This is a genomic window from uncultured Kiloniella sp., assembly GCF_937128705.1.
Classification (GTDB): Bacteria; Pseudomonadota; Alphaproteobacteria; order Kiloniellales; family Kiloniellaceae; genus Kiloniella.
In genome coordinates this window covers 1-18,477 of sequence record NZ_CAKZMP010000373.1, presented here as the reverse complement: position 1 = coordinate 18,477, position 18,477 = coordinate 1, and the positions used below count along the sequence as shown (strand labels likewise).

The 18,477-nt window shown below is 45.8% G+C and carries 15 protein-coding genes; 5 read left to right on the top strand and 10 right to left on the bottom strand.

The window, feature by feature from the left end:
- Positions 1–324: 324 nt before the first annotated feature.
- A complete protein-coding gene (locus tag Q0241_RS19040) occupies positions 325–840 on the bottom strand; it encodes a PAS domain-containing protein (RefSeq protein WP_299380681.1) in 516 nt (171 codons plus the stop codon).
- A gap of 179 nt (positions 841–1,019) precedes the next feature.
- On the bottom strand, positions 1,020–1,523 hold the full coding sequence (locus Q0241_RS19035) for a prepilin peptidase (RefSeq protein ID WP_299380680.1): 504 nt from the start codon (positions 1,521–1,523) through the stop codon (positions 1,020–1,022).
- Between the two features lie 225 nt (positions 1,524–1,748).
- Between Q0241_RS19035 and betI the strand changes: the two genes are divergently transcribed.
- Together betI and betA are read left to right on the top strand one after the other, a co-directional pair.
- Entirely contained in the window at positions 1,749–2,336 is a 588-nt protein-coding gene (betI, locus tag Q0241_RS19030) for a transcriptional regulator BetI (RefSeq protein WP_299380679.1), read from the top strand.
- A 75-nt stretch (positions 2,337–2,411) separates the two neighbouring features.
- A complete protein-coding gene (gene betA, locus Q0241_RS19025) occupies positions 2,412–4,076 on the top strand; it encodes a choline dehydrogenase (protein ID WP_299380678.1) in 1,665 nt (554 codons plus the stop codon).
- Between the two features lie 90 nt (positions 4,077–4,166).
- Here betA and bioB read toward each other — a convergent pair whose 3' ends face one another.
- The 8 genes from bioB to Q0241_RS18985 all read right to left on the bottom strand — a co-directional run bounded on the left by bioB (position 4,167) and on the right by Q0241_RS18985 (position 14,097).
- The gene (gene bioB / locus Q0241_RS19020; protein WP_366941205.1) at positions 4,167–5,234 is read right to left on the bottom strand and encodes a biotin synthase BioB; all 1,068 of its coding nucleotides are present in this window, start codon (positions 5,232–5,234) and stop codon (positions 4,167–4,169) included.
- Positions 5,235–5,477: 243 nt separating this feature from the next.
- The gene (gene bioA, locus Q0241_RS19015) at positions 5,478–6,797 is read right to left on the bottom strand and encodes an adenosylmethionine--8-amino-7-oxononanoate transaminase (protein ID WP_299380676.1); all 1,320 of its coding nucleotides are present in this window, start codon (positions 6,795–6,797) and stop codon (positions 5,478–5,480) included.
- Positions 6,798–6,848: 51 nt separating this feature from the next.
- Positions 6,849–7,511 (bottom strand): dethiobiotin synthase, encoded by a 663-nt coding sequence (gene bioD, locus Q0241_RS19010; RefSeq protein WP_299380675.1) that lies wholly within the window; start codon positions 7,509–7,511, stop codon positions 6,849–6,851.
- A 42-nt stretch (positions 7,512–7,553) separates the two neighbouring features.
- Positions 7,554–8,408, bottom strand: a complete 855-nt coding sequence (locus tag Q0241_RS19005; protein WP_299380674.1) for a methyltransferase domain-containing protein — start codon at positions 8,406–8,408, stop codon at positions 7,554–7,556.
- Positions 8,405–9,037, bottom strand: coding sequence for an alpha/beta hydrolase (locus Q0241_RS19000; protein WP_299380673.1), 633 nt, complete (start codon positions 9,035–9,037; stop codon positions 8,405–8,407). The genes Q0241_RS19005 and Q0241_RS19000 overlap by 4 nt, the downstream gene beginning before the upstream one ends.
- Positions 9,037–10,248 carry an 8-amino-7-oxononanoate synthase gene (locus Q0241_RS18995; protein WP_299380671.1) on the bottom strand — a complete coding sequence of 404 codons (1,212 nt, stop codon included), beginning with the start codon at positions 10,246–10,248 and terminating at the stop codon, positions 9,037–9,039. Before Q0241_RS18995 ends, Q0241_RS19000 begins: the two co-directional genes overlap by 1 nt.
- A 235-nt stretch (positions 10,249–10,483) precedes the next feature.
- The gene (xsc, locus tag Q0241_RS18990) at positions 10,484–12,259 is read right to left on the bottom strand and encodes a sulfoacetaldehyde acetyltransferase (RefSeq protein ID WP_299380670.1); all 1,776 of its coding nucleotides are present in this window, start codon (positions 12,257–12,259) and stop codon (positions 10,484–10,486) included.
- Positions 12,260–12,732: 473 nt separating this feature from the next.
- Complete coding sequence (locus tag Q0241_RS18985) at positions 12,733–14,097, bottom strand: aminotransferase (RefSeq protein WP_299380666.1); 1,365 nt, start codon at positions 14,095–14,097, stop codon at positions 12,733–12,735.
- A 132-nt stretch (positions 14,098–14,229) separates the two neighbouring features.
- Here Q0241_RS18985 and Q0241_RS18980 point away from each other — a divergent pair, with 132 nt between their 5' ends.
- The 3 genes from Q0241_RS18980 to Q0241_RS18970 all read left to right on the top strand — a co-directional run.
- Positions 14,230–15,714 carry a PLP-dependent aminotransferase family protein gene (locus Q0241_RS18980; RefSeq protein WP_299380665.1) on the top strand — a complete coding sequence of 495 codons (1,485 nt, stop codon included), beginning with the start codon at positions 14,230–14,232 and terminating at the stop codon, positions 15,712–15,714.
- A 96-nt stretch (positions 15,715–15,810) separates the two neighbouring features.
- Complete coding sequence (xsc, locus tag Q0241_RS18975) at positions 15,811–17,574, top strand: sulfoacetaldehyde acetyltransferase (RefSeq protein WP_366941204.1); 1,764 nt, start codon at positions 15,811–15,813, stop codon at positions 17,572–17,574.
- On the top strand, positions 17,571–18,477 hold a 907-nt coding region (locus Q0241_RS18970; protein ID WP_299380664.1), incomplete at its 3' end, for an AAA family ATPase. The genes xsc (Q0241_RS18975) and Q0241_RS18970, both read left to right, overlap by 4 nt.

Genomic DNA, 18,477 nt, shown 5'->3' with positions numbered 1-18,477 from the left:
TTTTTTTAGTTGCTTTAGCCATGAATGATTTTCAGAAAGAGCTCACGGCTGCTGTCTCGGATGCGACACGGATACAGACTGTTCAAAAGACAACAATCGTTGATAAAATCGCAAACATTGAAACACAAAAATTTCAGCTCAATATTTTTGATGTACATATCACAAAAAATCAGAAGGAAACATTAGGAAACGTTATAATTATAAAGATATCAAAGTTGTACTAGTACAATAACATCTACAAACAACTAAAAGAGAATATAATATCCATCCGAAATTTTTTTCATATCTCATACTATGTGAATGAGACGAATACTGCACCAGTACTTAATGGGCATATCTTGAAAAAGAAGATTGCTTGACAGTTGGCTCTGATTCAACGATTGCTCCAAGTATCATATTTACCTTTTTTCCATCTGCGGCCAATGGTAAGAGCAAACGCTTGTATTTCCGATACTCTTTGTCTTCGACGCCCCAAGTCACTTCACAGAAATGAGGGCACCCAAACTCAACAACAGATTTAAAAGCATGATGAATTGTTTCCAATTGCTTTCCAAAAAACAAGTTATGAATAAACTTTCCCGTACAATCCTGGCCCATAATTTCTGTCATAATTGATCCCCATAATCGATATTGGAATTGTGTTTCATTTTCTTTGTGATGAACATCAACTAGGGCAATCCGACCTAACAGATCGGTTATATCAGCAGGGTTTATATGCTGACGACCGGGAAGCATCCTGCCGTTGGGGGTAACAGAACGCCAATAATCATAAAGGCGACAAAAGCTCTCTTCTGCTGCGACTTGTTCGGGGAGTTCTTTTCCCCTAATTATATCTATCAACTATCTCATCCAAAGACAGAAGTAACCCCACCGTATGTATAGCATAATAATCACTAATAATACTTACTTTTTAAATATGCTTATGGCGATACGTTGCTCATCCATCCCAACATGAAAGGCTCAAAAACAAACTTGGAAGTTTTGAATACTCAAAATTTAGAAAAAGAAATTTTACGTCTTTACGCAGCCCAGAAAGGAATTTGGTCAAAAACGATCAATATAGCGGTCCCGATAGAGACACCATAAGGTACGCCTCCATTCCTTTGCAGCCACTCAGGCAAAATAATATTAAACTTTGCCAAAAGATATTCAATTTGTGGGGCAGCTTTTCTTAACATCAAAATAAAAAGAACCTGCACCCCCCCGACTAAAGTCATAATCACGACAAAGATTGGTAACACCCCCAATCCCGTCCACAGTGCCAGACTTGCCATGAATTTTACATCCCCACCCCCTAAAATTCTGAACGCAAACAGAAGAAGACCAGCAACGAGTACAATCCCAAAAGAAATAAGATGATCAAGAAAAGGGGTCGGCATATTACTGCCAAGGTAGGCAACAGGGAAAAGTAAAATAACTGCCAAGGACAAAATGTTCGGGATCCGCATCTGAATAAGATCCATCAGCATTGCCAAAACAACAAATGCAACAAAAACAATTTTGGTTATAAATAGTGGATCCATAAACGCCTCAGCATGACTTCATTTTATAGTTATTTATTTGTTCTGTACCGGACCAATCAAAAACTGTTCCACTAACGCCCTATATAATCATCGCACGAGAGTAAAATCATCGTTAAAATTCATACCATCATATTCAAGTAGTGTATTTTATTTTTATTGATTGAACGTCCAATTAAAATAAAATACACTACCTGATCAGAACATCAGCTACGCAGGACACCTAGAATGCCCAAAGTGGGAATGGAAGCCATACGAAAAAAACAGCTCATCGAGGCAACTATTTCCGCTATTCACGAGCGAGGTTATGCCGATACTACCATAAGATTGATTAGTCAAAAAGCCGGCGTTTCAACTGGAATAGTCCACCACTATTTTAAAGATAAAGACGACCTGCTTCGGGCAACAATGCAGAGCATGCTCTCTGATTTAAGGCTTTCTGTATTAAAATATTTGGAACAGGCGACTACACCAGAAGATAAGATTAAAGCTCTTATATCTGCCTATCTGGATGCTCATTTGTTCGAACCTGAAACAGTTTCTGCTTGGCTCGCTTTCTGGGCACATGTCCCGCATTCTGAAGAAATGTTACGTCTTCAACATATTTATGAAAAACGACAGATGAGCACATTCAAACATATCTTTAAGATGATACTGCCCTCTAAAGATGTCGAAAATGCTGCTCTTGGACTAGTCGCACTAATTGACGGTCTGTGGGTTAGAACCTCACTTCAAGATCATACCAGTGGACGCGAAAAAGCACGAGAAGTTGCATTCGATTACTTTGAGATGCTGCTATACAAAGCAAATAAATAACAATCTTTTAGGCCAGACCTTTAGATTAAAATAACGAAGGGGGATATCCCCCTTGATTGACTGGAGTTACTAACAATGTCAGACGATACCTTTGACTACATCATTGTCGGTGCCGGATCAGCGGGCTGTGTCCTTGCCAATCGCTTAAGCGCAGATCCCGACAACTCTGTATTACTGATTGAAGCTGGCGGCAGTGATAGTTCTATTTTCATCCAGATGCCGACAGCATTGTCTATCCCTATGAATATGCAAAGGTACAACTGGGATTTTGAGTCCGAACCAGAACCCTATATGGATAACAGACGCCTTCACTGCCCTAGGGGTAAAGTGCTTGGCGGCTCATCGTCTATTAACGGCATGGTCTATGTTCGTGGCCATGCCTGTGATTTTGACGAATGGGAAGAGCAAGGTGCGGCAGAGTGGGGATATAAAAACTGTCTTCCTTACTTCCAACGGGCAGAAACATGGAAGGGTAGTCGCGACGAATATCGGGGCAACAACGGTCCGCTCGCCACCTGTAACGGGAACGAGATGAAAAACCCGCTTTACGAAGCCTTTATCAAAGCAGGTGAAGAAGCTGGTTATGGACCGACAGAAGATTACAATGGTTACCGCCAAGAAGGGTTTGGCCCGATGCACATGACGGTTAAAGATGGTGTGCGTTGGTCAACGGCAAACGCCTATCTCAAGCCCGTCATAAAGCGTCCTAACTTAAAGGTCATATCAAACGCCCTTACTAAACGCATTATTATGGATGGTAAAAAAGCGACTGGTATTGAAATAGAAGTCGGCGGTGTCACCCAAACGGTTAAAGCTTCGACCGAAGTGATACTCTCCTCAGGTTCTGTCGGCACACCGCAACTTCTACAGGTTTCAGGCATCGGTCCATCAGATGTGCTGAAAAAAGCAGGCGTTGATGTTCTTCATGATCTACCCGGTGTTGGTGAAAACCTTCAAGATCATCTGGAAGTCTATTTCCAGTTCCGCTGTAAAGAACCAATTACCCTCAACGGAAAACTGGATCTTTGGAACAAATTTTTGATCGGCGCCCGCTGGATACTTTTCAAAGACGGATTAGGGGCAACGAACCATTTTGAATCCTGTGCTTTTATCCGATCAAAGGCTGGTTTAAAATGGCCTGATATCCAGTATCATTTTTTGCCTGCAGCGATGAGATATGACGGACAGGCTGCTTTTGAAGGACATGGCATCCAAGTTCATGTCGGCCCGAACAAACCCAAAAGCCGAGGACACATTCGCATTAAGTCAGGCGATGTAAACGATAAACCTGAAATTCTGTTCAATTACAACGAACACGCAGATGATCGCGAAGCATTCAGAGCATGTATCCGCCTAAGCCGTGAAATCATGGAACAGCCATCAATGGCACCTTATTGCGAGGATGAAATTCAGCCCGGCGCAGCACTACAATCGGATGAAGAGCTCGACGCTTGGATCAGAGAAAATGCCGAGAGCGCCTATCACCCTTCCTGTACATGTAAAATTGGAGCAGATAACGATCCAATGGCAGTCCTAGATAACGAGTGTAAGGTCCGCGGCATCGAAAATCTACGCGTTGTGGATAGCTCTGTCTTCCCGACGATTACCAACGGAAACCTCAATGCGCCAACCATCATGGTCGCAGAGAAAGCAGCTGACATAATTTTGGGTAACAACCCTCTGCCAGCATCAAATGCGCCGACCTGGATTCATCCAGAGTGGGAAACAAAACAGAGATAAGTATCCCACAAACCAAATAAAAAGGCGGCACGTGCCGCCTTTTTCATACGCTATTCATTTAGGGTTATTTAACTGGACTATTTTGATGCTTTAAACACAGCCACAATCAGGTGAGCCACAGCCTCGCGGTGCTTCGTGATTGCGCTCAACAACAGCACCCTTTTGCTCAGTTTCCAAACCCAACCGGGCAAACAAAGCCATGTCTTCGTTTTCTTCCGGATTGGCCGTGGTCAAAAGCTTATCCCCATAAAAGATTGAGTTCGCGCCAGCCATAAAGCACATGGCTTGGCCTTCGTCCCCCAATGAGCGACGCCCGGCAGACAAACGTACGTAGGATTTTGGCATCATAAGACGAGCAACTGCAACCGTCCGGATCATCTCAAAACTATCAATACGCTGCATATCACCAAATGGCGTGCCCTTAACAGGTACCAGCATATTAATCGGCACAGATCCCGGATGCTTTGGAAGATTAGCCAAAGCCATCAAGAGACCAACGCGATCTTTGCGTTCTTCGCCCATCCCGATAATACCACCGGAACAAACGTTAAGCCCAGCATCACGAACATTACCCAAGGTTTCGATGCGATCTTCAAAAGATCGTGTCGTGATAACCTCGGGATAATATTCAGGTGATGTATCAATGTTATGGTTATAATAATCCAGCCCCGCTTCTTTCAGATTATCAGCCTGATCTTTATTCAGCATACCCAGCGTCATACAGGTTTCCATGCCCAGATCTTTAACAGCCGATACAATCTCGGATATTTTATCAATATCGCGGTCTTTTACATTGCGCCATGCAGCTCCCATACAAAAACGCCCAGACCCATTTGCCTTGGCCTTTTTTGCATATTCAACAACGGTATCTTTATCCATCAGCTTGCTAGCGCCGACATCAGTTTTATAGCGCGAGGATTGCGAACAGTATTTACAGTCTTCTGCACAGCCCCCTTCTTTGATATTCAAAAGCGTCGAGAGCTGTACTTTATTCGGATCAAAATACGTCCGGTGCATAGTCTGCGCACGGAACAACAAATCCATCATTGGTAAATCATAAAGCGCTTCGATTTCTTCGCGTGTCCAATTGTTTCGAACATCCGTAGATTGCGTGCCAGCACTATTTTTTGTTGCCGCCTCACCTGAAGAAAATCCCATAGAAGAAATGTTCACAGACTGTGGTACTTCTTCGGGTGCTGTAATATCAACTTCGTTATCCATGATGGATTTCACTTCCATATTGTTCTCTGACGCTGTTCTAGCCTGAGCCTGTCATCTCGGCAAGTATCCAAGTCTGTTGTCTTCGTATTTTATCGTAAAATCTGTTTTAGAGTATTGCCGAAAAGCGCCAACAAAATCTGCAAAAATCCATATATGCTGCTAGGCTTTTTCCAAACAGTATCACGATAAAGAGTTTAGTTCTTCCATTGCCAACGCCATCGCTTTCCACGCGTCATCAATTTGCTGATCAGAAATGACATAAGGCGGTAAAAGATAAAGCACATTGCCAAGCGGACGGATTAACATATTACGATCCCAAAACCATTTTTTTAACTCCCCGCCAAGCGAGGAGGTATAGCCACCGTCATCCACTATCGCGTCAAAGGCCCCGATTGTACCCATTATTCGATGATGGCGTGTTTGAGGTAACGCACGGATATATTCCATTCCCTTGTGATGAGCCGCCTCAATGCGTTTAAAATTATTTTGGGTTTCACTGCTCTGTAAAAGCTCAATAGATGCCAAAGCAGCCGCACACCCCAGCGGGTTAGCGGTAAAAGAGTGCCCATGGCAAAAAGCCTTATCAAAGGTTTCGCCCAAAAAGGATTCATAAAGATTATCCGTGGCTACCGTCACGGATAATGGCAAGAACCCGCCTGTTAGCCCCTTTGAGATACAAATAAGATCCGGCGTTACGCCAATTTTCTCACAAGCGAAGTTCGCGCCTGTACGGCCAAATCCAGTCATGACCTCATCAAAGATAACCAATATCCCCTGGGACTGGAGCTTTTGTACCACAGCCTTGATAAACTCCGGACGCACCATACGCATCCCCCCTGCCCCCTGAACCAACGGCTCAAGGATCATTGCGCAGACTTCCTTGCCATGCCTTTCCAAGTGCAGATCAATCGCTTCAAGTGCCGCGTTTTCTTTGGCCTCGATCGCATCATCACCTTCCCAAGTATGCGGATAGGGCATGATATCAACGGAAAACAACAGATCTTTCCAAGCATCAAACATCTGCGAAGAAATACCCGCGGACATAGCCCCCACTGTATCCCCGTGGTAAGCGCCATCAAATGTCATGAAGCGCGTGCGCTGTTCCTGCCCGGTATTACGGCAATGCTGATAGGCAATTTTCATCGCCACTTCGACCGCTGTCGACCCATTATCTGAAAAGAAAACCCTGTTAAGATCCCCAGGCAAAAGAGTGCTGAGCGCCTGTGCTAACTTCACCGCAGGTTCATGGGTAAAGCCCGCAAAGATCACTTGTTCCAGCTTGTTAGCCTGCTCGGAAATTGCATTGGCTATCTTTGGGTTCGCATGTCCGAAAACATTCACCCACCAAGACGAGATATAATCAACAATTTCCCGCCCGTCTTTGGTTCGCAAAAGAACACCTTTGGCTGAATCAATAACCACAGGATCAGGTGCGGTTTGAGCTTGTGTAAAAGGATGCCAAACATGACGCTTATCCAGTTCAAGAAAGTTGTCAGTCATTATTTTTACCCTTCACACTATTTTTATTATCATTTTTCATTAGAGATGATCTTAGCTACGGCCCAAACTCGCTGAAAAGCGCTCCAATCGAGGCATAAGTCCGATGATGGTTTCAGGTGTTACAGCCTCACATCTGGGCAACTCAGCAACCACAGGCACTTTGCCATATTCTTCAATTGCTTCCCGATTACCCTTGTTTTCTGGCCCGTTCATAATAACACCTGCCAAGGTGAGGCCTCGACTTTTTAGAGCTTCAATTGTCAACAGAGTGTGATTGATTGTGCCCAATCCCGAACGCGCCACAATGACCACAGGTAAATTAACTTTCACCATTAAATCGGGCATCATTAGTTTGTCATTCAAAGGAACCAAAGCACCACCCGCCCCTTCGACAATCAGAAATTCATCATCGGAAACCAAAGGTAGCTTGATGTTATCCAGGTTAATTGTCTGCCCTACACGCCGTGCCGCTTCATGAGGAGATAAAGGGTCAGGAAAGCTGTAAGAGCAGGGGTAAATTTTACGATCCGAACCGCCGATTAATCGTAGAATTTCAGGTGTATCATGATCTCGATCTGGTCCGGTTTGCACAGGTTTCCAATAGGAAGCCCTTAAACTTTTAACCAAAGCTGCAGAAACAAAAGTCTTACCGACCTCCGTATCCGTACCAGTGACAAACAAACCATTTGATTTTTTAATCGGACTATCCTGCATGCCTCACCGGGGTCAATATTAACCTAACGCATAAGTGCTGTATCAATTTTCGCCATTTTTGCTGCACAGCACAAAAACCACATCATAATCAGCTTCAATGTGGCCGTCTGTAAAGCAACTTTCATATTTTTTTAATAAAGCGCGTAGCTCTATGATACTAAGGGAAGACCTTCCAACCCGACTTGAATGTGCCCCGATCTCTCGTAGTGTTCTTAAGAAATCCAACCCGTCCTTATGGCACTGCACAAACTTTTGTTGCTGTGTATCAACATTTAAGCCGCCGAGACAGTCGTGATAAAAAACAGCACCGGGAAATTCCGGGGCAAGTCTTTCAATCCCTAGTTCATTTTGGCACTTGTGCCACAGCCCAAAAGTTCCTTGCGAAAGTGTGCTAAAAGCAAGCATTCCATCAGTACTTAAAAGATCACTTAGCTTTCCCAATGTTCCTTCGAGATCATGGAACCATTGAAAAGCCATATTGGAACAAATCAAATCAAACGGACCGTCCAAATCAACGGCTTCACCATCCATTGCATGAAATTGAATTTTGGAATGATCAAGCACGTACGTAAAGCTGTGCGAGATTGAATCTTGACTGTATTCAGGGTTTGTAACTTTATCTGATAACGAGCTCTTACATTTCGTGAGCATGTCAGCAGAAATATCCGTGACCCACCACTGTGCATCTGGATAGAGCTTGAGCAATTCACGGGTTAAATATCCTGTTCCACAGCCAATTTCCAATATACGCAAGGGTTTCTTGTTTTGAATTTTAGCCGCGATGTACCCCGCCAAAGCCCTCGCGGACTTTTGTTGCACTTCAGATTGCGTTTCATAACTTTGAGCTGCAGCACCAAAGCGCCGGGCTAAATCTCTTTTCCAGGCGACTTCTATCATAGATCTGCAATTGCCCGCTTAATAACAGAACAACATGCCCCCGGATCAGTCAAAGGCAATAGATGCCCTTTACCCTCAGTCCACTCTGGATTGCCTTTAAACAATTTAACTGTCATCGCCTCTGTAACAACCTGATCATCTTTATCCGCCAAGACATATGAACTTTTCTCGGTAAAATTCAAGCGTTGATCTTGATCACGCAAGAAATTAAGTCCCCAAGTGAGTTTGGATAAATCTGGCGTTTCCATTGTTCGGTGATCCGTTTTACCTTCTGGATCACATAGCTTATGGAAAGACTTTAAAACATCCGCAGGTGCCTTGGGCAATTTGCGCAGCATGCGCTCAATAACTCTGGGATGCACGCCTTCTGGAAAAGAATCGCAAGCAGAAAAGCGACTAAAGCCATTTATAAAAACCGACTTTTCCCACGTAATATCATTCCGAGACAACAACCACTGGCAGCCCATAGAATGCCCGACAGCAATATCATAATGTCCTTGAGGGATACGTTCTTTTCCAGAGAAACCCAAGTCAACCTGATCATACGTTATATTAGATCCCAGTAATTTCACGACGGATTGCCATATATCTGGGCCATAGCCCCATCCATGAACGAATACAATCCGCATCACACTTTGCCCTTTGCACCAGAAATGTTTGCAACGCTTTGAATGATTACTTTCGCCAAACTCTCTATCTGTTTTTCCGTATGAACAGAGCTTAATGTAACCCGTAATCGTCCAGAACCTTCAGGCACCGTCGGCGGACGAATAGCACCAACCAAGAAGCCCTTTTCCTCAAGATCATGAGCAACCGCAAGAGTCTCCTCGTCACTACCAATAATCACAGGAATAATTTGCGTAGATGACAGGCCCGTATCTATGCCCTCGTCTTTAAGCAGGCTTCTGAAATTATCGCTACAATGTGCTAAATGCCTACGCTCGGCATCCATTTCGGGGATGAGATCTAGGGCTGCATCGATGGCCCCCAGCACCTGAGGCGGAAGTGCCGTTGCATAGATGAGCCCACTACAGCAATTTACCAGATAGTCTTTCATGCTCTGCGAACAGGCGACGTAAGCCCCGTAACTTCCCAGCGACTTGCCACAGGTGCCCATAATCAGCTCATTATTAGAGATCCCCCCAGCACAAAGTCCCATGCCCTTCGTACCTAAAACACCCGTAGCATGCGCTTCATCTATATACAGAAAAGCATCATGGCGATTTGCAAGTGACCTGATTTCAGGAACATCCAGCTGATCCCCATCCATGGAAAACACGCTTTCCGTGACAATGATTTTGGTCTGTTTACTATCTTTATGCTTTTCCAAAAGTTGCGCGAGATGTCTCAAGTCATTATGTCGGAACCGAATTTGTTTTGCGTTTGCAGCCTGAATACCAAAATGAAGACTGGCATGATTGAGTTTATCGCAGAAAAGCAATACTTCCGGTTTACCTATCCCGCCATGGAGCCGTGTATTTAACAAGGCAGCCAAAACAGAGGAATTTGCCTGAAACCCAGAATTCAAAAGCAAGGCAGCTTCTGATCCCTTCAATTGCGCGAGCTTTTTTTCGATAAGGTCATAGGTAAAGTGGTTACCTGTTATCAATCGCGATGCACCAGTTCCAGAGCCATAGGCCTTTGCCCATTCTGCGGCACGCTCTCGAATTGCAGTATTTTGCGCTAACCCAAGATAATCATTAGATGCGAAATTGAGAAGCTTCTGTCCGTTATGTTCGACATAACCGTCTTCCAACAGGTTAGAGCATTTTAGCTTCCGGAATCTCTGGCTAGGTATAGCCTGAAGATATGTATCAATTCTTTTGGAAAGGTTTGTCACCTTGAGCTACCTCAACAGGGAATACTCTACCTGGAGGACGACAATCAAGTGACTATCCAACCAGCAATGCTTCAGCGCTGGTTTTAATATTAAATGCCTTCAAGAGCAACTCTTGTCTTAATCAAGTGTAGTGTTCTCTCACTTGGTCTTTACTTCTTCTGGTCCCGAAATCACAGCCTGTTATCAATTTGAGCAAAGTGACCTCAGGACCAGATTAGAAATTACACCAAGACAATCAAACGCCTTGTTGTGGTCGCATGTCATCCGAGTTGATACCCGCAACTTCAACAGGTTTGGTCATGGCATCACGACGAAATGGTTCACCGAGTTCCTGATTGAGGATGACTTCTACAAAGGTTGTCACCCCATCCTTTTGTGCTTCGGTGGCTTCTTTCAATGTCGCCGTAAGTTCACTCTGTGTGCGAACAGTAACGCCTTTCAAGCCACAACCTTCTGCCACTTTTGCATAGCTTAGGTGCGGATCGAGTTCTGTCCCAACAAAGTTGTTGTCATACCAGAGGGTCGTATTACGCTTCTCTGCGCCCCACTGATAATTACGGAAAATAACCATCGTAATCGCAGGCCATTCGTCACGCCCAACAGACGTCATTTCATTCATGCTGATCCCAAAGGCTCCATCCCCGGCAAAACCAACAACAGGTGTATCAGGGCAACCAATCTTGGCACCAATGATTGATGGGAACCCATAGCCACAAGGGCCAAAAAGGCCCGGTGCTAAGTATTTACGGCCCTTCTCAAAAGTCGGATAAGCATTACCGATTGCACAGTTATTTCCGATATCACTGGAAATGATGACATCCTGTGGCAATCCTTCTTGAATAGCTCGCCACGCCATACGCGGAGACATACGGTCTGCATCACGGCGACGAGAATCTTCGTTCCAGGTTGTCCCAGGATCATCGTCCTCGTGATCCATGCTACTAAGAGCCTGTAGCCATGATGATTTTGTGTGGTGGATAAGCGCTTTACGTTCTTCCCGCCCGTTATCGCCGGCAGTCGGGCTCAGCTGAGACAGAATTTGCTGTGCGACCTGTTTGGCATCACCACAAATACCAACGGTGACTTTCTTGGTCAGACCAATACGATCCGAATTGATATCCACTTGAATAATGCTTGCATCTTTTGGCCAGTAATCAATGCCATATCCCGGCAGAGTAGAAAACGGATTAAGACGCGTTCCCAATGCCAAGACAACATCGGCTTTTGCAATAAGCTCCATTGCAGCCTTAGAGCCATTATAGCCAAGAGGCCCGGCGGCCAAAGGATGACTTCCCGGGAAGCTATCGTTGTGCTGATAACCACTACATACAGGTGCATCAAGACGCTCAGCAAGGGCCTGACAGTCAGCAATCGCATTCCCGATAACAACCCCAGCACCTGATAGAATTACAGGGAACTTGGCACCAGATAAAAGCTCTGCCGCTTTTGAGATCGCATTTGCGCCACCGGATGGCAGCTCAATATCAACCATCTGTGGAAGTTCAATATCAATAACCTGTGTCCAGAGGTCACGTGGTACGTTGATCTGAGCAGGTGCAGAGCCCCGTTTTGCTTTTTGAATAACCCGGTTCAGAACCTCGGCCATACGGGACGCATCGCGTACTTCTTCCTGATAACAAACCATGTCTTTGAACAGCGCCATCTGCTCAACTTCCTGGAAACCACCCTGCCCGATTGTTTTGTTGGCAGCTTGTGGGGTCACCAAAAGCATTGGCGTATGGTTCCAGTAAGCCGTTTTAATAGGTGTAACAAATCCAGTGATACCTGGCCCGTTCTGCGCAATACACATACCGATTTTTCCGGTTGTCCGTGTATAGCCATCACAGATCATGCCGCCGTTCGTTTCATGAGCTACATCCCAAAACTTGATACCCGCTTTCGGAAACAAGTCAGAGATAGGCATAAAAGCAGAGCCGATGATTCCAAAACCATGTTCAATACCATGCATTTGCAAAACTTTTACAAAGGCTTCTTCTGTCGTCATCTTCATTGTTATCTATTCCTTATTTCAAAAATTATTCTCATCATTTAAGAGAAAATTCTCAAAGGCATTGACCAAAATATTGATCAATTCCAGCCGCTTATATGTTTCGACTTTTGCTTTTAAAGTTTTGCCCTGTTTTCAGAGTTTATAAATTTACATCTTTAAATTTTCGCACTGAAGATCCGGGCAAAACGTAGGCTCGTCCTGACACCAGAAAAGCAACTATTTTCTGTTTCACATAGGTCCAGATTTACCCATCTATGATACCAGATTTTAACGAATCTTTTTACAGTAAATTGAAGCCCTAAAAACACGAGGAAAATCCTCTTAGAATTCAGCCTTAGCAGGTGTGATTAAAAGATAATTATTTAAAAAAAATTACTAAATTTGGATTTGAGACCTCAAATGCTAGTGGCAAAAAAATGGGACCGATCCAAAGATCAGCCCCGATAAAGTTTCATTTAGGAGACGTGTTAAATCTATCCACAGATTTTGGATAAAGCATTATCAATTGCTGTGACAATTTCATCTAATTCTTCAGTTGTGCAAATCAATGCAGGGCTAAGACAAATCGTATTGTTAAACTCTCTGAAGCTGCGATTGGTTGCCCCAATAATCACCCCTTGGGCCATACATTCACCGACAACAGCCTGCGTAATGCTTTCATCAACGGGTTGCTTAGTCTCACGGTCAACCACCAGTTCAAGACCACAGAAAAGCCCCTTACCACGAACATCCCCGATAACTTCATGCTTTTCCTTAAGATCATGAAGCTTTCCAAGAAGGTAATCCCCCATCTTGGTCACATTATCGAGCAGGTTTTCTTCCTCAATAATCCGCATATTTTCAAGCGCGGCCGCAGGGCCAGCAGTACAACCACCAAAGGTAGAGATATCTCTAAAATAACTCATAGGGTCAGAAGGGTTATTCTTGAACTGATCAAAGACTTGCTCTGTCGTCACCGTACAGGAAATTGCAGCATAGCCAGAGGCAACACCCTTTGCCATGGTGACAATATCAGGTTTGATCCCATAATGCTGATACCCAAACCACTTACCTGTACGCCCCAAACCACAGACAACTTCGTCAATATGGAGCAAGATATCGTATTTTTTACAAATCTCCTGCACCTTTTCCCAATACCCCTCTGGTGGTGTAATCACGCCACCTCCGGCCGTAATTGGTTCCAGAACCAAGGCGCCGACTGTATCTGGTCCTTCGCGCAAAATTACTTCTTCAATAGCAAGGGCTGCCTTAATGCCATAATCACCATCATCTCCGTATTGGGAACGGTATTCACAACAATGGGGAACCTCAACAAAACCGGGTGTAAAAGGACCATATTGGTCTTTTCTCTGTAACTGACCAGTAGAGCTTAAAGCTGTAATGGTTGTGCCATGGTAATCACGATCCCGATAAAGAATTTTATGTTTCTTCCCACCGTATTTGTTATGCGCGATCTGGCGAACGATCTTATAGGCTTTTTCGTTTGCTTCGCTGCCTGAGTTAGAGAAATACACGCGGTTCAGGCCAGGCATTTTTTCAACAAGCTTCTGAGCAAAGCGGGCGGCGGGCTCATTGCCGTTAGCTTGGGAGAAATAGCACATTTTAGTTAATTGCTGACCGACAACCTTAGCGATGCTTTCGCGGCCATAGCCTACGTTAACGGTCCACAAACCGCCGGAAGTGGCGTCCAGGTATTCATTGCCATTACTATCCCAGATCTTCATACCCTTACCTTCAACAATGACCATAGGATCTCTGGCTTCATAGATCTTGTGTTGAGTTAAATGGTGCCAAATATGGTCTTTGTCGCTTTTGACGACATTATTGTTAGAGTTCATTGCGATACCCAGGTACTTAAAGCGACACAACGTGTTGTTGTATAGCAAAAACGCGATAATATAAGGCCTTTAAGGTCCACGAATAGGGCCAGATAGCCGTCTGTTGTCGGTCCAGGTTTAGCGTTCACGCCTATGAGCATTGCCCAGCTTTTTCATCTGTCTCCGAATAGCGACTTTAGCCTGCAAAAACAAATACGTACGCAAATCGTAACCGCTATTCAGAATGGCCAGATACCATTGGAGAAGCCGCTCCCTTCAAGCCGTGCCTTGGCCGCACAATTAGGCGTGGCCCGCAATACGGTAGTCTTGGCCTATGAAAACTTGTTGGAAGACGGCTACATCCTAAGCCGGCAACGAAGCGGGTACTTTGTTAACCCCGATACGTTAGCGACGCCACTGATCGACCCGCAATTAAGTTTGCCGCAAGGCGGCGAGCCCAATTGGTCGCAGCGGATGAAATCAACACCAAGCCGTTATAGAAGCATTGATAAACCCAAGAACTGGGTTGAATATGACTACCCATTTACCTATGGTCAGCTAGATTATGCATTGTTCCCCACTAATCATTGGCGTGAATGCGTTCGCGATGCTCTCAGTGTTTCCGCTATTAAAGAGTGGGCGACGGACCAGCTTGACTATGACGATCCCCTGCTGATAGAACAGATTCAAACACGTTCGCTTCCGCGGCGAGGCATATGGGCCAAGCCCGATCAAATCCTCATTACTGTAGGCGCGCAGCAAGCGCTGTATATGTTGGTAAGACTGCTGCTCAACAATGAAAGTACGTTTGGCTTGGAAAACCCCGGCTACGTTGATGTGCGAAACATAGCTGCTTTGAATCAAACAACCATCAAACCTTTAGCTGTAGATTCCGAAGGCTTGATAGTGAATGACGAGATTAATGAGTGTGACTGTATTTACGTCACCCCTAGCCATCAGTCACCGACAACGGTGACTATGCCCATCAGCCGCCGCTACGAGTTGCTACAGCGCGCCGTTGACAACGATGTTTTGATTATTGAAGACGATTACGAAAGTGAGATTAATTTCGCTGCTAACCCAACGCCTGCATTAAAAAGCCTGGACCACAACGACCGGGTAATTTATGTCGGTAGTCTGTCAAAAACGCTGGCTCCAGGTTTACGCATGGGATACGTTGTAGCGCCTGCCAATGTAATCAGTGAGTTACGCGCGCTGCGTCGGCTGATGGTGCGGCATCCGGCCAGCAACAACCAGCGGGCGGTGGCCTTGTTTTTAGCGCGGGGTTATCAAGATACCTTAACCCGGCATTTGGCAAAGACTTACCGACAACGTTGCATAACAATGATGGAAGCTCTTGATAGTGAGCTGAGTGGTGATCTTGCCGGGGCAGCTCGAATGCCTGGCTTTGGTGGTTCTAGTTGCTGGGTGCAAGGTCCTGAACGTCTGGATACCGATCAGCTTAAATTGTTAGCCCTAGCTGAGGGTATTATAATTGAACCGGGTTCTGTGCATTTTATGCAGGCAGACCCACCACTAAACTACTTTAGGTTGGGCTTTTCTTCGGTTCCTGAAGACCGTATTGCGGACGGAATCAAGCGTCTCGCCGCCCTTATCCCTGGAGCCATGCGGAACTGAAAACTGGACCTATTGTGTGCCGCCGGTTGAGGGTAATCTAACAAGCTGTGGCTCCCAATCACATGATTTTTAAACCATTCTCAAGAGAACACTAATATGCCAAGAATGACCCCCAGTGAAGCCTTTGTTGAAACCATGGTGGCACATGGTGTTACCGATATATTCGGTATTATGGGTTCGGCGTTTATGGACGCAATGGACATTTTTCCGCCAGCTGGAATTCGTTTGATTCCGGTAGTTCATGAGCAAGGTGCGGGCCATATGGCTGACGGCTATGCGCGAGCTAGCGGCCGTCATGGCGTCGTGATTGGTCAAAATGGCCCTGGTATCAGTAACTGCGTGACCGCTATTGCTGCCGCTTACTGGGCTCATAGCCCGGTTGTAATGATCACTCCCGAAGCAGGCACGATGAATATGGGGCTTGGTGGCTTTCAAGAAGCGCATCAGCTGCCCATGTTCCAGGAGTTTGTGAAGTATCAGGGCCACGTTGCCAACCCAAATCGTATGGCCGAATTTACAGCGCGTTGTTTTGATCGCGCTATGTCAGAAATTGGCCCAACTCAGCTAAACATACCCCGCGACCATTTCTACGGTGACATCAACGTCGATATACCACAGCCACAAAGGCTGGATCGCGGGCCCGGTGGTGATAGCTCATTGAATGCAGCAGTTGAGCTGTTGTCGAAAGCAAGCAACCCAGTAATAGTTTCTGGTGGCGGAGTGATAATGGCCGATGGCGTGCAAGAGGTTATTGCATTGGCCGAACGTTTAGGTGCTCCGGTTGTAAACAGTTACCAGCACAACGATTCGTTCCCAGCTAGTCATCCTCAGTGGTGTGGGCCTTTGGGTTACCAAGGCTCTAAAGCCGGCATGAAGCTAATTTCTCGCGCCGATGTGGTGCTGGTTGTTGGTTCGCGTTTGGGGCCTTTTGGCACATTGCCGCAACACGGTCTCGAATACTGGCCAGACAACGCCAAAATTATTCAAATTGACGCTGACCATAAGATGTTAGGTCTGGTTAAGAAAATCTCAGTTGGCATCTGCGGAGACGCAAAAGCTGCATCAGTCGCTTTGAGTCAGCGCCTTGCCACTATGCAGTTGGCCTGCGATGCAACACGTGAAGCGCGAGCCGCTGAAATTGCCAGCGAGAAAGCCGAATGGGAGAAAGAGCTCGACGCTTGGACTCATGAGAAAGACGACTACAGCATGGATATGATTGCTGAGCAGGCGGCCGAGGCCGGTAATTGGTTACACCCTCGAATGGTGCTTCGCGAGCTTGAAAAGGCAATGCCAAAAGACGTTATGGTATCGACCGACATCGGTAACATTAATTCAATTGCGCACAGCTATCTGCGCTTTGAGCGCCCAAGAAGCTTCTTTGCGCCAATGAGCTTTGGTAACTGTGGCTACGCCTTACCAACCATGATTGGTGCAAAAGCGGCAGCACCCGAGCGACCCGCTATTGCCTACGCCGGTGATGGAGCCTGGGGCATGAGTATGGGAGAGATTATGACCGCCGTTCGTGAAGACCTACCAGTCACGGCCGTAGTGTTTCATAACCGTCAATGGGGAGCTGAGCAGAAGAACCAGGTTGAGTTCTACGGCCGGCGTTTTGTTGGTGGCTTACTCGACAATCCAAGCTTTGCCAGCATTGGCGAATCCATGGGTGCCGAAGGCATTGTGGTAGACGACATAGAGCAGGTTGGTGCCGCGCTCGAGAAAGCCGTTGATATGCAAATGAATGGCGGTAAAACCACCGTTATTGAAGTTATGTGTACACGTGAACTTGGCGACCCATTCCGCCGTGACGCATTGAGTAAGCCTGTTCGTTATCTTGAGAAGTATAAAGATTACGTATGATCGATGGTTTCGAAGCAGAGCCTCAACAAAAAGTTGCAGTAGCAGACACATTCGGTATTGATTCGAATCTAACGGTTCCAGCGTTTTCTGAAGTTAATGATTACGTGCCTGATATTGATCTTGCTTATCGCTTTGATCGCGACGTAACCCTGGCAATTTTGTCGGGGTTCACTCACAACCGCAGAGTGCTGGTGCAAGGAATGCATGGCACTGGCAAGTCCAGCCATATAGAACAAATTGCCGCACGGCTTAACTGGCCTTGTGTGCGTGTAAACCTGGACGGTCACATCAGTCGTTTTGATCTAGTTGGCAAGGACACAATTGTTCTCAAAGAAAGCCAGCAGATAACTGAGTTTCAGGAAGGCATAGTGCCCTGGTCTTTACACCGTCCTGTAGCCTTGGTGTTTGAGGAACTCGATGCGGCGCGCCCTGAAGTAATGTTTGTTATTCAGCGGGTTTTGGAGCGCGAGGGCAAGTTTACCCTGCTCGACCAAAACAGAGTCATAACTCCTCATCCATACTTCAGGTTATTGGCTACGTCGAATACAGTTGGACTTGGTAATTTGAATGGCTTGTACCACGGCAGCCAGGTGATGAACCAGGCTCAAGTAGATCGTTGGAATGTTGTGGCGGCGTTGAACTATTTAACCCCTGAAGCTGAAAGCGACATTGTTCTAGCGAGAGTGCCGCTCATGAACACAACACAAGGAGTGCAAACGGTTGCTGCAATGGTGCAGTTTGCGGGTTTGACTCGTTCCGGTTTTGCTGGTGGCGACTTATCAACTCTTATGTCGCCGCGCACAGTAATAGCCTGGGCCGAAAACTTGGCTATTTTTGAACAGCTGGACAGCGCGTTGCGGTATGCGTTTTTGAATAAGTGCGACAGCGAAGAACAACCGCTAC